This window comes from Pseudaquabacterium rugosum (assembly GCF_038066575.1).
Lineage (GTDB): Bacteria > Pseudomonadota > Gammaproteobacteria > Burkholderiales > Burkholderiaceae_C > Pseudaquabacterium > Pseudaquabacterium rugosum.
In genome coordinates this window covers 207,547-221,570 of record NZ_JBBUTF010000007.1, presented here as the reverse complement: position 1 = coordinate 221,570, position 14,024 = coordinate 207,547, and the positions used below count along the sequence as shown (strand labels likewise).

At 72.3% G+C, this 14,024-nt stretch carries 14 protein-coding genes; 7 read left to right on the top strand and 7 right to left on the bottom strand.

What is annotated here, in order from left to right:
- Nucleotides 1-22: 22 nt before the first annotated feature.
- On the bottom strand, nt 23-997 hold the full coding sequence (locus AACH11_RS09715) for a LysR family transcriptional regulator (RefSeq protein WP_341374014.1): 975 nt from the start codon (nt 995-997) through the stop codon (nt 23-25).
- A gap of 68 nt (nt 998-1,065) precedes the next feature.
- On the opposite strand from AACH11_RS09715, the gene AACH11_RS09710 reads away from it, so the two are divergent.
- Complete coding sequence (locus AACH11_RS09710; protein WP_341374013.1) at nt 1,066-2,055, top strand: DMT family transporter; 990 nt, start codon at nt 1,066-1,068, stop codon at nt 2,053-2,055.
- 112 nt (nt 2,056-2,167) lie between these two features.
- On the opposite strand, the gene AACH11_RS09705 is transcribed toward AACH11_RS09710, so the two are convergent.
- The 6 genes from AACH11_RS09705 to AACH11_RS09680 all read right to left on the bottom strand — a co-directional run bounded on the left by AACH11_RS09705 (nt 2,168) and on the right by AACH11_RS09680 (nt 6,505).
- Nucleotides 2,168-3,088, bottom strand: coding sequence for a LysR substrate-binding domain-containing protein (locus AACH11_RS09705; RefSeq protein WP_341374012.1), 921 nt, complete (start codon nt 3,086-3,088; stop codon nt 2,168-2,170).
- Between the two features lie 188 nt (nt 3,089-3,276).
- Nucleotides 3,277-3,963, bottom strand: coding sequence for a hypothetical protein (locus AACH11_RS09700; RefSeq protein ID WP_341374011.1), 687 nt, complete (start codon nt 3,961-3,963; stop codon nt 3,277-3,279).
- Nucleotides 3,960-4,760, bottom strand: a complete 801-nt coding sequence (locus AACH11_RS09695) for a galactosyltransferase-related protein (RefSeq protein ID WP_341374010.1) — start codon at nt 4,758-4,760, stop codon at nt 3,960-3,962. Before AACH11_RS09695 ends, AACH11_RS09700 begins: the two co-directional genes overlap by 4 nt.
- The gene (locus AACH11_RS09690; RefSeq protein WP_341374009.1) at nt 4,761-5,402 is read right to left on the bottom strand and encodes a PEP-CTERM sorting domain-containing protein; all 642 of its coding nucleotides are present in this window, start codon (nt 5,400-5,402) and stop codon (nt 4,761-4,763) included. It lies immediately after the preceding gene.
- Between the two features lie 211 nt (nt 5,403-5,613).
- A complete protein-coding gene (locus AACH11_RS09685) occupies nt 5,614-6,081 on the bottom strand; it encodes a pseudoazurin (protein ID WP_341374008.1) in 468 nt (155 codons plus the stop codon).
- 10 nt (nt 6,082-6,091) lie between these two features.
- Complete coding sequence (locus AACH11_RS09680) at nt 6,092-6,505, bottom strand: hypothetical protein (RefSeq protein ID WP_341374007.1); 414 nt, start codon at nt 6,503-6,505, stop codon at nt 6,092-6,094.
- A 372-nt stretch (nt 6,506-6,877) separates the two neighbouring features.
- Here AACH11_RS09680 and AACH11_RS09675 point away from each other — a divergent pair, with 372 nt between their 5' ends.
- From AACH11_RS09675 to AACH11_RS09650, 6 genes are all read left to right on the top strand, one after another.
- On the top strand, nt 6,878-8,062 hold the full coding sequence (locus AACH11_RS09675) for an acyl-CoA dehydrogenase (RefSeq protein WP_341374006.1): 1,185 nt from the start codon (nt 6,878-6,880) through the stop codon (nt 8,060-8,062).
- 64 nt (nt 8,063-8,126) lie between these two features.
- Nucleotides 8,127-9,392 (top strand): CaiB/BaiF CoA transferase family protein, encoded by a 1,266-nt coding sequence (locus AACH11_RS09670; RefSeq protein ID WP_341374086.1) that lies wholly within the window; start codon nt 8,127-8,129, stop codon nt 9,390-9,392.
- 167 nt (nt 9,393-9,559) lie between these two features.
- Nucleotides 9,560-10,654, top strand: coding sequence for an ABC transporter ATP-binding protein (locus tag AACH11_RS09665; protein ID WP_341374005.1), 1,095 nt, complete (start codon nt 9,560-9,562; stop codon nt 10,652-10,654).
- Nucleotides 10,655-10,774: 120 nt separating this feature from the next.
- Nucleotides 10,775-11,818, top strand: coding sequence for an ABC transporter substrate-binding protein (locus AACH11_RS09660; RefSeq protein ID WP_341374004.1), 1,044 nt, complete (start codon nt 10,775-10,777; stop codon nt 11,816-11,818).
- A gap of 47 nt (nt 11,819-11,865) precedes the next feature.
- A complete protein-coding gene (locus tag AACH11_RS09655) occupies nt 11,866-13,113 on the top strand; it encodes an ABC transporter permease (protein WP_341374003.1) in 1,248 nt (415 codons plus the stop codon).
- 57 nt (nt 13,114-13,170) lie between these two features.
- The gene (locus AACH11_RS09650) at nt 13,171-13,986 is read left to right on the top strand and encodes an ABC transporter permease (protein WP_341374002.1); all 816 of its coding nucleotides are present in this window, start codon (nt 13,171-13,173) and stop codon (nt 13,984-13,986) included.
- Nucleotides 13,987-14,024: the final 38 nt, after the last annotated feature.

Here is a 14,024-nt window from a genome sequence, read left to right as displayed (position 1 = left end):
GCCGTCCCGTCCCGCGCCGCGCTCAGTCCGCCGGCTGCAGCGCGGCCACCAGGTGGTCGATGAGCACCCTCACCTTGGGCGGCAGGTGGCGTGAGGGCGCGAACAGCAGCCAGGCCATGCCCTGGTAGTCGCTCTCGTAGTGCCAGTCGGCCAGCACCTGCACCACGCGGCCGGCCGCCAGCGCCTGCCGGGCGCCGAAATCCGGCACGCAGCCCACGCCCAGCCCCTGCTCGATGGCCGCCAGGCGCATCTCGCTGTGGTTGATGGTGTAGCGGCCCGACACCGGCACCACCACCGATTCCGCCGCACCAGCGCCGGACTCGCCCACCGCATCGCCCAGCCCCGAATCCCCCGCCCCACGGGCGCGCGAGAAGCGCCAGCGGTGGTCGTGCGCCTGCTCGCCCAGCGACAGACAGCTGTGGGCCGTCAGGTCCTCCGGCGTGCGCAGCGGCGGGGCCTTGGCCAGATAGGCCGGGCTGGCCAGCACGCACTGGCGCACGCGCCGCAGCGGCCGTGCCACCAGGCCGGGCGGCGGCGTGTCGGTCATGCGCAGCACCAGGTCCACACCCTCGCGCAGCGGGTCCACCGGACGGTCGACGACCATCAGATGCACGTCCACCTGAGGATGGCGCTGCAGGAAGTCCAGCAGGGGCTGGTGCAGCAGCTGCCGGGCGACGGCCTTGGGCGCGCTCAGCCGCACCAGGCCGCGCGGCGCCTCCACATGGCCCTCGGCCACGCGCAGGCTGGCCTGGGCGGCGGCCAGCATCTCGCGGCCACGGGCCAGCACGTCCAGCCCGGCCTCGGTCAGGCGCAGCTGGCGGGTCGAGCGCTGCAGCAGCGTCACGCCGAGGGCCTGCTCCAGCCGCGCCACCTGGCGGCTGACGGCCGAGGGCGTCAGCCCGTGCTGGCGCGCGGCCGCCGAGAAGCTGCCCGCCTCCACCGCGCGGACGAAGGTGACCAGCTCGTGCATCACCGCCAGGACATCGTCTGTTCTCACCGGGCACAGCTCCTGTTCAGCCGGCCAGTCTAGTCACCCCGGCGAGCGCTCCGAACAATCGGCGCCCGATGGAACCCCTGACGACCCCCGCCCCGGCGCCGCGCGGCGCCGCCCCCATTCCGGCGCCGCACGACGACGCCCCCGCCCCGCGCCGCTGGCACGGCCCGAGCACCCTGGACGGCCTGCTGCTGCTGGTGGCCATCGTCTGGGGGGGCAGCTACAGCGCGGCCAAGCTGGCCACCACCGAGGTGCCGGTGCTGCAGTTCCTGCTGCTGCGCTTCGGCCTGACCTTCCTGGTGCTGCTGCCGGGCCTGCGCGCACTGGCGCGACCGCAGACGCAGCCGCTGCCGCGGGGCGCCCTGGCCGGTGCCGCGCTGCTGGGGCTGAACCTGCTGGCCATCCTGGTCTGCGAGACCTGGGGCGTGACGCTGACCACCGCCGCCAACGCGGCCTTCCTGATCAGCCTGTGCGTGGCCTTCACGCCGCTGTGCGAATGGTGGCTGCTGGGCGTGCGCCCCGGCGCGGCCACGGCGCTGGCCGCCGCGCTGTCGATGGCCGGCGCCGGCCTGCTGGCCTTCCAGCACGGCGGCGTGGACGGGCTGAACCGCGGCGATGCGCTGGTGCTGCTGGCCGCCCTGCTGCGCGCCGTCATGGTCTGCCTGACGCGCCGCCACGGCCAGGCCCACGGCCTGCCCGCGCTGACGGTGACCGCCGTGCAGATGGGCGTGATGACGCTGGGCACGGCCACCGCGCTGGCGCTGACCCAGGGCCGTGCCGGCTGGGTGCCGCTGCCCACGCACGCCGGCTTCTGGGGCGCGATGGCCTTTCTGGTGCTGCTGTGCACGGTGTTCGCCTTCTTCGTGCAGAACCATGCCGCCGGGCGCAGCAGCCCCTCGCGCGTGGCCCTGCTGACCGGCAGCGAACCGCTGTGGGGCGCGCTGATCGCGGTGGCCTGGCTGGGCGAGCCGATGCGCGCGCAGGGCTGGCTGGGCGGCGCGCTGATCGTGGCCTCGGCGGTGTGGATGAGCACGCGGCCGGCCGGCGACAGCCCACGCTGATCCCGGGGCGATCGGACCGGTCGGACCGGTCGGGCCGGCCGGGCCGGCCGGGCGGCTCCGGTCGCCCGAAGCGCTCTGGTGGCTCCGGGGCCACCCCAGGCGCCCAGGCGGCTCAGGCCGCCCCGGCCTGCGCCTGCAGCCAGTCGGCGAAGGTGCGCAGCACCGGGTTCGCCTCGGCCGCGTGCTCGGGGTAGATCAGGAAGTAGCTGCGGCCGCTGGGCATCGGGGCGGCGGCGACCGGCACCAGCACGCCGCGCGCCAGTTCGTCGGCGACGACGAAGGGCGGCACCAGGGCCACGCCCAGGCCGCAGCCCGCGGCCTCGGCCAGCATCGAGAACAGCTCCAGCCGCGGGCCGGCCATGTCGCCGGCCACGCCCAGGCCCTGCGCGCCGAACCACTCGCGCCAGGCGTAGGGCCGGGTGGCCGGCTGCAGCAGCACCAGGCGTTGCCAGTCGGCCGCCGTGCGCGGCAGGCGGTCGGGCGCGAAGCCGTGCGCGGCCAGCCAGGCCGGGGCGGCCACCGGCAGCATCTGCTCGGCCAGCAGCACGCGGCCGGTGGTGCCGGGCCAGGGCGCGGTGCCGGCATGGATGGCCGCATCCAGCCGCGCCTCGTCGAACAGGAAGGGCCGCGTGCGCGAGGACAGGTGGAGCTGGATGCCCGGATGCGCGGCCTGGAAGCCGCCCAGGCGCGGCAGCAGCCAGCGGGTGGCGAAGGTGGGCACCACGCCGAGTTCCAGCGCGCCGACCGAGCCGCCCGGCCCGCCGCGGGCCATCAGCGCCAGCGCGTCGCGCTCCAGCTCGTCGAGCCGCGCCCGCACCTGGCGCGCATAGGCCGCGCCGGCCTCGGTCAGCGCCACGCCGCGGCCGTCGCGCCGGAACAGCTTGACGCCGAGCGCCGCCTCCAGCGCCGCGATCTGCCGGCACACCGCGCTCTGCGTGACCGCCAGCTCATCGGCCGCCAGCGTGAAGCTCAGGCGCCGGGCGGCGGTCTCGAAGGCGGTCAGCGAGGCGGTGGTGGGCAGGGTGCGGCGCATGGGCGCAGGGCGGGCGGCAGCGGGGATCGGGGGCCCGCAGGATAGCCCGCCGCGCAGGCCCCGGACGGCTGCGGCCGCGCATCACGCCCCGCATCACGCCCCGCACGAGCCCAGCGCAACCACCCGCACAACCACCCACCAAAGCCACGTGCCGCGGCACGCCGCAGCGCAGCGCCAGCCCACCCCGCTCAGACGTCGACGATGCCGTGGTGCGTGGTGACGATGGACGGATCGATCAGCACCGGGAAGCCGAGTGCGCGCAGCCGCTCGCAGACCCAGTAGTCCTCGGACAGGTAGACGCCGTCCTTCACGCCGACGCGGAAGACGTCGTAGTGGCGGTCCTGGCCGAGGGCCTGCTCCAGCGTGGGCGCCGGGCTGTAGACGCGCCCGTCGGCGATGGCGTCGTCGACCAGCGCCTGCACCGCCGCGCGCGACAGCAGCAGCGCCGCCGAGCCCACCCGCCCGACCTCGATCAGCCGCCCGCGCGAGCCGAGCGCCGGACCGGTGTTCCACAGCCGCTGGCCGGCCGCATCCGTGCCCTTGAGCGCCACCGGCGCGCCGATCACCGGCACGTCGGCGTCGAGCATGCGGCGCAGCCCGGCTGCCGGCAGGTTCACGTCCGCGTCCAGGAACAGCAAGTGCGAGCACTGCGGGCTGGCGTGGAAGTTCGACAGGATGGTGTTGCGCGCCCGGGTGATCAGGCTCTCGTTGCCGATGGCCGCGAGCTGGAAGGCGATGCCGTGGGCGGTGAAGCCGAACAGCGCGTTCAGGTAGTCGAGGTGGACCATGCCGCCGTAGGCCGGCGTGCCCACCATCAGCGAGGGCGTCATCCGCGCGGGCGGGATGAGCGAGGGCGGGATCAGCGTCGGCGTCATGCGGCCTCCCGGCGGTGGCGGTTGGCATCGCCGGCCAGGTACCACTGCACCTCGCACAGGCGCTTGAGCTCGGGCTCGCTCAGCGTGCGCAGTTGCTCCAGCAGATCGAGGTTGCCGCGGTAGAGCGGATCACCAGGCACGGCCGGCGTGGCGCGGGCATGGTGCAGGTGGAAGCCGTCGGTCGAGGGCATCACGTGGGTGCGCATGGCCGCGCGGCGGATCTTGATCGTCATCGCGTCGTCGTCGCCGCCCCAGCCCAGGAAGCGCTCGTCCCAGCCACCGAGCAGCACGAAATGCGCACGGTGGATCACGAACATCCCGCCGCACAGCGGGCTGTGCTCGCCTTGGGCGAGGCGGTCGGCCACGCGGGTGCCGGCCGCGAGCCCGGCGATCTCGGCCGGCCGCGCGCGGATGGCCGCCGACGTGGCCTCGTCCAGATCGACGATGCCGGTGAAGGGCCGCACCACCGGCACGCCGGCGGCCGCCACGCCCACCGCCTGGCGCAGGCCGTGGCAGACCGTGTCCGCATCGCCGAAGGCCAGCAGCGGCTGGGTCGAGCGGCGCGCGCCCACGTTCAGGCCCCAGCCCTTGTTGAAGGGTCCGTCATGGAAGGCGTGGACGACGACGGCCGGGCCGATGCGCTCGGGCAGCGTCGGCGCGCGGTCCTGCTCGACGACGATGACCTGGGCCAGGTCCTGCGTCTGCAGCCAGTCCAGCACCGCCGCCAGATTGCCCGCGCGGGCCGGATCGGCACCGCCGCGGTAGGTCAGCACATAGCTGACGGGCAGGCGCGCCATTCAGCGGGCGCGGCGGGTCTCGTCCGGGCCGGCCAGACGCCGACGACCGGCCACGCCGACGACCGCCAGACCCAGCCCCATCATCAGCCAGGTGGCCGGCTCGGGCACGGCCGAGGGCGGCACGACGGAGGGCGTGTAGGTGGCGAAGGTGGACCGCCCGCTGCTGCCGGGCTTCGTGCGCACGGAGCCCCCCCACACGTAGTCGTCCCGGGTCAACCCGCTGGTCAGGTAGACGGAGATGGACTCGCCGTCCCGGCGGACGGTCGGGCCGATGCGCAACTCGTAGGGCACGATCGCGTACGGCGTCGCGACAAAGGTCAAGCTGTTGCCCGTGGCCGGGTTGTAGCCCGGCAGCAGGCTCTCGTCCTGCGTCGCCAGGAAGTCGTCCAGCGCCGTGGCGGCGGCCTGGGCCCCGGCCTGATCGAAGCCGAACGGGTTGCCGACCGTGGTGCACAGATCGTTGCCGTAGACGTCGGCGCAGGTGCCGACCTCCCAGTCGACGTCGAAGGTGCCGACGCTGGTCTCCAGATTGCGCACGCCCGTCAGGCGGCCATCGGTGAAGACGGCCGTGGGCACGGCCAGCGCGGCCTGGGACGACAGCGCTGCGGCGGCAGCGGCCAGGGTGGCGAATCGACGTTGCAAGGGGGGACTCCGGAGGGTGGCCGTGCGGCGGACACGCGGCACACGATGCAGGGGATGGACAGACCGCGAAACGGCCCGGCACAGACTGGAAACAGTCTAGCAATTGACCCCTATCAAACCCGGCAGGTCAGCGCGCGGGTCACCCCTGAACGGGGGGCTGAGCCGATCGATCGGCGCCCTCGGCCCTGGCCGTGAGCCACGGCCGCCACCATCAGCGCACCTGGGCCAGCGCCTTGTCGTAGCGGTCCTTGCCCATCACGAACGCGGCCTGCTCCTTGGCCGCCGCCACCTTGGCATCGGCCAGGTTCGATGGTTTGCCGACCTGGATCGCGCCGACCATGCCCATCATCTTGTGGGGCTCGCAGGCATAGAGATAGACCCCTTCCTTGTCGAGCTTGACCTTGAGTTCGGTATCCGCCGCCCCCCTCCAGGGCTTGGCACCCGCGGGCAGCAGCACCGAGGCGCTGTTGTGCGCGGCCTTCTCCGTCGGGGTGAAGACCACGGTGTCACCGACCGCGGCCTTGACGAAGGCCGGCTCGAAGACCATCGACCCGTCCTTGCCCGCGTTGAGCATCTTGACGACATGGTCGGCCGCCAGGGCGGTGGCGGGGGCGGCCAGGCTGGCGCACAGGGCCGCTGCGGCCAGCACGGCCGGACGGGAGATGACACGGGTGATCATCGGAAGCTCCTCAGGTGGATGATGAAGGGGGATGCGACGGCGTGTCGCCGGCCGCAGAGCGCGGCGGACCGCATGAGAACGACGCCAGACGCCGTGCGTGCTGGCGCAGCCGCAGGGCGGTGTCGTCGTCGTGCACGAGCGGGCCGAGACGGCCCAGCACCCGACCACCGGCGTCCAGGCAGATCAGGCGCCAGCCGATGGGCAGCAGGGGATCCTCGGCGCTGGCCAGCAGCAGGCGCAGGCTGCGTTCGTGGACCGACCAGGCCGTCAGCAGACCCAGGGCCGGCAGGGCCTCGCCCTGGGCCAGCCAGACCCGCACCAGTGCGGCGTTGCCGGGCTCCCAGCCCAGACGGATGCGCATGCCCAGGCGGTGCCAGAGGTCGAGCGCGCGGGGTGCCGGCGGACGGCCACCCGCCTCAGCCATGCCGCACCGACGGCAGCCGCCGACACGCCATGCACAGGCCCGGGGGTGACAGGACAGCCGGAGACGGCATGCGGACAGCCATGAGATGCCTCGTTATCGCAGGGGCACCGGCTCTGGCCGCGGCTGGGGGTGCGTGGCGGCGTGCCACGCGGCACACCTGTCAGATCACAGTCGCGGACTCTACAGAAGATGAGAATGAATCGCAATCTCATCTTTACACAACCCACGATCACCGTGGACGGCACCGCGGCGAACCCGCCACCACCCATGCCGAATGCGCACAAGTGGCTGCCGACGAATCGTTTGTGCCGCCCCGCTCGCCCTCGTAAAGTCGGCGCCAGCACAGACCGCACCCTTGACGGAGACGCATCCATGGCCGCCCTCGCCCCCTTCCAGTGGGATGACCCGCTGCACCTCGACGCCCAGCTGACCGACGACGAGCGCGCCGTGCGCGACGCGGCCCGCGCCTATGCGCAGGAGCGGCTGCTGCCGCGCGCCACGCTGGCCTTCCGCCAGGAGTCGACCGATCCGGCGATCTTCCGTGAGATGGGGGCGCTCGGCCTGCTGGGGCCGACCATCCCCGAGGCCTATGGCGGCGCGGGGTTGGGCTACGTCAGCTACGGCCTGGTGGCGCGCGAGGTCGAGCGGGTGGACTCCGGCTACCGCAGCATGATGAGCGTGCAGAGCTCGCTGGTGATGGTGCCGATCCACGAATTCGGCTCCGAGGCGCTGCGGCAGAAGTACCTGCCGAAGCTGGCCAGCGGCGAGTGGATCGGCTGCTTCGGCCTGACCGAGCCGGACCACGGCTCGGACCCCGGCGGCATGGTCACGCGGGCGCGCAAGGTGCCCGGCGGCTGGCGGCTGACGGGCGCCAAGATGTGGATCACCAATGCGCCGATCGCCGACGTGTTCGTGGTCTGGGCCAAGGACGACGAGGGCGCGATCCGCGGCTTCGTGCTCGACAAGGGCGCGCGCGGGCTGAGCGCGCCGGCGGTGCACGGCAAGGTGGGCCTGCGCACCAGCATCACCGGCGAGATCGTGCTGGACGAGGTGTTCTGCCCGGACGAGAACGCCTTCGAGCAGGTGCGCGGCCTCAAGGGCCCGTTCACCTGCCTGAACAGCGCGCGCTACGGCATCGCCTGGGGCGCGCTCGGCGCAGCCGAGGACTGCCTGCACCGCGCCCGCCAGTACGTGCTGGACCGCCGGCAGTTCGGCCGCCCGCTGGCCGCCAACCAGCTGATCCAGAAGAAGCTGGCCGACATGGTCACCGAGATCGCGCTCGGCCTGCAGGGCTGCCTGCAGCTGGGCCGGATGAAGGAGGCGGGCACGGCGGCGGTCGAGGTCACCAGCATCCTCAAGCGCAACAGCTGCGGCAAGGCACTCGACATCGCCCGCATGAGCCGCGACATGATGGGCGGCAACGGCATCTCCGACGAGTTCGGCGTGGCGCGCCATCTGGTCAACCTGGAGGTGGTCAACACCTACGAGGGCACGCACGACATCCACGCGCTGATCCTGGGCCGGGCGATCACCGGGCTGCAGGCCTTCACCGGCTGAAGGCAGGGGCCCCGCGATGAGCGCCCCGATGACCGACGCGATGCCCGCCCCGATGACCGACCCGATGAGCGACACCCCGCCGCCCCCGGCCCTGCCCCACCAGGGCCCCCGCCTGCTCGACGGCGTGCGCGTGCTCGACCTCTCCCGCGTGCTGGCCGGCCCCTGGTGCGGCCAGCTGCTGGCCGACTACGGCGCCGACGTGATCAAGGTCGAGCGCCCCGGCAGCGGCGACGACACGCGCGCCTGGGGCCCGCCCTGGTGGGGCGAGGGCGCGCAGCGCACCGCCGCCTACTACCTGTGTGCCAACCGCGGCAAGCGCTCGGTGGCGATCGACATCGCCAGCGCCGAGGGCGCGGCCCAGGTGCGCCAGCTGGCGGCCGAGGCCGACGTGCTGCTGGAGAACTACAAGGTCGGCCAGCTCGCGCGCTACGGTCTGGACGCGGCCACGCTGCAGGCGCTGAACCCGCGCCTGGTCTACTGCTCGATCACCGGCTACGGCCAGGACGGCCCGCTGGCCGAGGCCGCCGGCTACGACTTCGCGATCCAGGCCACCGGCGGGCTGATGAGCCTGACCGGCGAGGCCGAGGGCACGCCCGGCACCCAGCCGCAGAAGGTGGGCGTGGCGGTGACGGACCTGTTCACCGGCGTCTACGCGGCCACCGCCATCCTGGCCGCGCTGCTGGAGCGCGGCCGCACCGGGCGCGGCCGCCACATCGACGCGGCCCTGCTCGACACCCAGGTGGCGATGCTGGCCAACCAGGCGGCCAACGCCCGCATCGGCGGGCTGCGGCCCACGCGCATGGGCAATGCCCATCCGAACATCGTGCCCTACCAGGTCTTCGCCACGGCCGACGGCCATCTGGTGCTGGCCATCGGCAACGACGGGCAGTTCGCGCGCTTCTGCGCGCTGGCCGGACGGCCCGAGGTGGCCGCCGATCCGCGCCACGCCCGCAATGCCGACCGGGTGCAGCACCGTGCCGAGCTGGTCGCGCAGCTGTCTGTGTGGCTGCGCGAACGCACGACGGCCGACTGGTGCGCGCTGCTGGAACCCAATGCGGTGCCCTGCGCACCAATCCTGGGCGTGCCGGAGGTCTTCGCCCATCCGCAGGTGAAGCACCGCGGGCTGGGCGTGACCATCGACGGCCTGCCGCTGGTGGCCCCGCCCATGTGCGTCGATGGCACGCGGCCGATGGCCCTGCAGACCCCACCCGCCCTCGACGCCGACGGCCCGGCGATCCGTGCCGCGCTGGCCGCGGGTCAGGGCTGGCCCGCCGCGCAGGCACGACCTGACGCCGAAAAAGAGGCGCAGGACCGGCCTTCCGGGGCTTGACGTCACGCACCAGATCTGGGCAAATCCATCCGGGAAACCCCTGATCTCTGTACTGGCATCTGCGCCTGCACAGTGTCCCGTCGGGGATGACTGTTTGTACATGGCGCCCACGGGGGGCGGCACCTACAGTGCGCGGCATTCCGCTGCACGCTGCCTCCGAAACCGCCATGTCGTCCCCCGCCTCCGACACCCTCGTCCAGTTCCGTGGGGTCCAGAAGACCTATGACGGGGACACGCTCGTCGTCCGCTCCCTCGATCTGGACATCCGCCGCGGCGAGTTCCTGTCGCTGCTGGGCCCCTCGGGCTCGGGCAAGACCACCTGCCTGATGATGCTGGCGGGCTTCGAGTCGCCCACCGCCGGCGAGATCCTGCTCGACGGCAAGCCGATCACGCGCACCCCGCCGCACAAGCGCAACTTCGGCATGGTGTTCCAGAACTACGCGCTGTTCCCGCACATGACGGTGGCCGACAACGTCGCCTACCCGCTGACGGTGCGCAAGATGCCCAAGGGCGAGATCGCGCAGCGGGTGCGCAAGGCGCTGGCCAGCGTGCAGCTGACCCACCGCGACAGCGCCTACCCGTCGCAGCTGTCGGGCGGCCAGCAGCAGCGCGTGGCCCTCGCCCGCGCGCTGGTGTTCGAGCCGCAGCTGGTGCTGATGGACGAGCCGCTGGGCGCGCTCGACAAGCAGCTGCGCGAGCACATGCAGCTGGAGCTCAAGGCCCTGCACCGCCAGCTGGGCATCACCTTCGTCTACGTCACCCACGACCAGGACGAGGCGCTGACGATGAGCGACCGCGTAGCCGTCTTCAACGATGGCGAGATCCAGCAGATCGACGCCGTCGAACGCCTCTACGAGACGCCGGCCAACCGCTTCGTCGCCGGCTTCGTCGGCGACAGCACGCCGCTGGCCGGCACCATCGGCACCTCCTCCGGCGGCAGCTGCGAGCTGGTGCTGCCCGGCGGTGAACGCCTGTCGGGCATCAACGTCAACGGCGCGCTGCCGGGCCAGGCTGCGCTGGCCTCCGTCCGCCCCGAGCGCATCGAGGCCTGCTTCACCCCGTCGGAGCCCGGCGCGAACGTGATCCAGGCCGCCGTCAACGACGTCATCTACTTCGGTGACCACCTGCGCCTGCGCTGCGCGCTGCCCGGCCAGAGCCAGCCGGCCACGGTCAAGCTGCCGCTGTCGGCGCAGGAGCAACCGGTGGCCGGCCAGACCGTCTGGCTGCACATCCCGACGCCCTATCTGCGCGTCTACGCCTGAACACCGCCGGGCCGGGGCCGCGCGGTGCACGCGGGCCCTCACGGTCCGCGCCGCCCTGCCCCCGATCCCCACCCGCACGGGCCGCTGGCCTGCGCATTCCTTCGTCCCTGGAGTCCGTCGATGATCCGTCTGTCCCGTCCCGTCCGTGCCGTCGCGCTGGCTGCCGCCGGTCTGCTGGCCCTGCCCGCCTTCGCCCAGTCGCAACTGACCGTCGTCAACTTCGGCGGCGCCAACGGAGCCGCGCAGAAGAAGGCTTATGTCGAACCGTTCAACAAGACGGGCACGCAGATCGTGTCGGTCGAGTACAACGGCGAGCAGGCCAAGATCAAGGCCATGGTCGAGACCAAGAAGATCAGCTGGGACGTGGTCGAGGTCGAGAGCCCGGACGTGGCCCGCGGCTGTGACGAGGGCCTGTTCGAGAAGATCGACTGGTCCAAGGTCGGCCACAAGGCCGACTTCATGCCCGCGGCCATCCACGAGTGCGGCGTCGGCATCTTCGTCTGGTCGACCGTCATGGCCTACAACGGCGACAAGATCAAGACCGCCCCGAAGACCTGGGCCGACTTCTGGGACACGAAGAAGATCCCGGGCAAGCGCGGCATGCGCAAGGGCGCGCGCTACAACCTGGAGTTCGCGCTGATGGCCGACGGCGTCAAGCCGGCCGACGTCTACAAGGTGCTGGCCACCCAGGAAGGGGCCGACCGCGCCTTCAAGAAGATGAGCGAGCTCAAGGCCAACATCCAGTGGTGGGAAGCCGGTGCGCAGCCGCCGCAGTTCCTGGTCGCCGGTGACGTGGTGATGGCCACCGCCTTCAACGGCCGCATCGACGCCGCCCAGCGCGAGGGCAAGAACCTGCAGGTGGCCTGGACCGGCGGCATCTACGACCTGGACTACTGGACCGTGGTCAAGGGCACGCCCAACAAGGACGCGGCGATGAAGTTCATCGCCTTCGCCTCGACGCCGGAAGCCCAGGCCGTCTACGCCCAGAACATCGCCTACGGTCCGACCAACAAGAAGGCCCTGGCCAAGCTGGACGCCAAGACCCTGTCGGGCCTGCCGACCGCCCCGGCCAACGCCAAGGACGCGCTGCAGTTCAGCATCGGCTTCTGGGCCGACCAGGGCGAGGCACTGGAAAAGCGCTTCGCGGCCTGGGCCGCGCAGTGACGCCTGGCTGCTCCTGCTGAAGTCCCCCTGAGTCCGCCGGCCCTGCCATGACCTCCATCGCCCTCGGTTCCCCCGACCTGCGCCGTTCGCTGGCCACGGCCCAGCGCCGCCAGCGCCTGCTGGCCGTCGCGCTGACGCTGCCGCTGCTGGTGTTCCTGCTGCTGACGCTGCTGGTGCCCATCGGCGCGTTGCTGCAACGCGCGGTCGAGAACCCGGAGGTGGCGGCCAACCTCTCGCGCACGGCCGGCGCGCTCTCCGGCTGGAAGCACCGCGAGGCCGTGCCGGACGCGGCCTATGCCGGCATCGCGGCCGATCTGGCCGCGATCGACGACGGTGCCCAGGCCGGCGGCCTGGCCCGGCGGCTCAACACCGAGGTGGCCGGCGGCCGCTCGCTGATCATGGGCACCTACCGCGCGATCCACGGTGAAGGCTGGCAGGCGCCGGCCGACGCCGTGGCCGCCCGCGCGGCCCTGCTCGCGCAGGACCCGCGCTGGGGCGAGGACAAGTACTGGCAGGCCATCGCCAAGAACGCCAGCCGCTGGACGCCGGACTACCTGCTGACCAGCATCGACCTCAAGCGCGGGCCTGACGGCAGCATCGGCGCCATCGAGCCCGAACAGCGCGTCTTCGGCCGCATCCTGCTGCGCACCTTCACCATCAGCCTGAGCGTCACGCTGTGGTGCCTGCTGCTGGCCTACCCGCTGGCCTGGTGGCTGTCGACGCTGCCGGCGCGCCGTGCCAACGTGCTGATGATCCTGGTGCTGGTGCCCTTCTGGACCTCGATCCTGGTGCGCGTGGCCGCCTGGATCGTGCTGCTGCAGCGCGAGGGCCTGGTCAACGGTGCGCTGCAGGGCATCGGCCTGACCGGCGAGCCGCTGGAACTGCTGTTCAACCGCACCGGCGTGACCATCGCCATGGTGCACATCCTGCTGCCCTTCATGATCCTGCCGCTGTACAGCGTGATGAAGAGCGTGCCGCCGACCTATCTGCGCGCGGCCATCTCGCTGGGCAGCAGCCCGCTGGCCGCCTTCTTCCGCGTCTACGTGCCGCAGACCTATCCCGGCATCGGTGCGGGCGCGCTGCTGGTGTTCATCCTGTCGATCGGCTACTACGTGACCCCGGCGCTGCTGGGCGGGGCCGACGACCAGATGCTCAGCTACTACATCGCCCACTACACCAACGTCGACATCAACTGGGGCATGGCCTGCGCCCTCGGCGCCGTGCTGCTGACCGCGACGCTGGCGCTCTACGCCGTCTACCGCCGCCTGGCCAAGGCCGAGCTGAGCCTGGGCTGACGCCCGGCCCGTCCCTGCGCACCGCCGCGCCCTCCTCCACTCCGCCGCCCGCCCGCCATGCGCCCGTCGATCTTCCCCTCCTACTACACCCCGCTGGACAAGGCCGGCTGGTGGGCGCTGCGCGTGGCCGGCGTGGCCGTGCTGCTGTTCCTGCTGCTGCCCATCCTGGTCATCGTGCCGCTGAGCTTCAGCGCCTCGTCCTTCCTGGCCTACCCGATGCCGGGCTTCAGCCTGCGCTGGTACGAGCAGCTGTTCACCAGCGCCGAATGGACGCGGGCGGCCAAGAACAGCTTCATCGTCGCCCCCGCCGCCACGCTGATCGCCACCGTGCTGGGCACGATGACGGCCGTCGGCCTGGCCCGTGCGCAGTTCCCCGGCAAGGGCCTGCTGATGAGCATCCTGATCGCGCCGATGGTGGTGCCCATCGTCGTCGTGGGCGTCGCCTGCTACCTGTTCTTCGCCCGCATCGGCCTGGCCGACAGCTACCTCGGCCTGATCGCCGTGCATGCGGCGCTCGGCGCGCCCTTCGTCGTCACCACCGTGCTGGCCACGCTGCAGGGCTTCAACCACAACCTGGTGCGCGCCTCGCTGAGCCTGGGCGCCTCGCCGCTGGCCACCTTCTTCCGCGTCACGCTGCCGGTGATCGCGCCGGGCGTGATCTCGGGTGCGCTGTTCGCGTTCGCCACCTCCTTCGACGAGGTGGTGGTGACGCTGTTCATCGCCGGCCCCGAGCAGGTGACGCTGCCGCGCCAGATGTTCACCGGCATCCGCGAGAACATCAACCCGACCATCGCCGCCGTGGCCACGCTGCTGACGCTGTTCACCACCGGCCTGATGCTGGCGCTGGAGTGGTTGCGCGGCCGCCGCGCCTGATCCCCCCAGGACCCCGACTTCCCCCCCTGATCCGCGAC

What these genes read in the sequence shown, in the direction of transcription:
- AACH11_RS09710 (WP_341374013.1), top strand. Translation starts at nt 1,066, where the DNA reads ATGGAACCCCTGACGACCCCCGCCCCGGCGCCGCGCGGCGCCGCCCCC.
- AACH11_RS09705 (WP_341374012.1), bottom strand. Translation starts at nt 3,088, where the DNA reads ATGCGCCGCACCCTGCCCACCACCGCCTCGCTGACCGCCTTCGAGACC.
- AACH11_RS09700 (WP_341374011.1), bottom strand. Translation starts at nt 3,963, where the DNA reads ATGACGCCGACGCTGATCCCGCCCTCGCTCATCCCGCCCGCGCGGATG.
- AACH11_RS09695 (WP_341374010.1), bottom strand. Translation starts at nt 4,760, where the DNA reads ATGGCGCGCCTGCCCGTCAGCTATGTGCTGACCTACCGCGGCGGTGCC.
- AACH11_RS09685 (WP_341374008.1), bottom strand. Translation starts at nt 6,081, where the DNA reads ATGATCACCCGTGTCATCTCCCGTCCGGCCGTGCTGGCCGCAGCGGCC.
- AACH11_RS09680 (WP_341374007.1), bottom strand. Translation starts at nt 6,505, where the DNA reads ATGGCTGAGGCGGGTGGCCGTCCGCCGGCACCCCGCGCGCTCGACCTC.
- AACH11_RS09675 (WP_341374006.1), top strand. Translation starts at nt 6,878, where the DNA reads ATGGCCGCCCTCGCCCCCTTCCAGTGGGATGACCCGCTGCACCTCGAC.
- AACH11_RS09670 (WP_341374086.1), top strand. Translation starts at nt 8,127, where the DNA reads ATGAGCGACACCCCGCCGCCCCCGGCCCTGCCCCACCAGGGCCCCCGC.
- AACH11_RS09665 (WP_341374005.1), top strand. Translation starts at nt 9,560, where the DNA reads ATGTCGTCCCCCGCCTCCGACACCCTCGTCCAGTTCCGTGGGGTCCAG.
- AACH11_RS09660 (WP_341374004.1), top strand. Translation starts at nt 10,775, where the DNA reads ATGATCCGTCTGTCCCGTCCCGTCCGTGCCGTCGCGCTGGCTGCCGCC.
- AACH11_RS09655 (WP_341374003.1), top strand. Translation starts at nt 11,866, where the DNA reads ATGACCTCCATCGCCCTCGGTTCCCCCGACCTGCGCCGTTCGCTGGCC.
- AACH11_RS09650 (WP_341374002.1), top strand. Translation starts at nt 13,171, where the DNA reads ATGCGCCCGTCGATCTTCCCCTCCTACTACACCCCGCTGGACAAGGCC.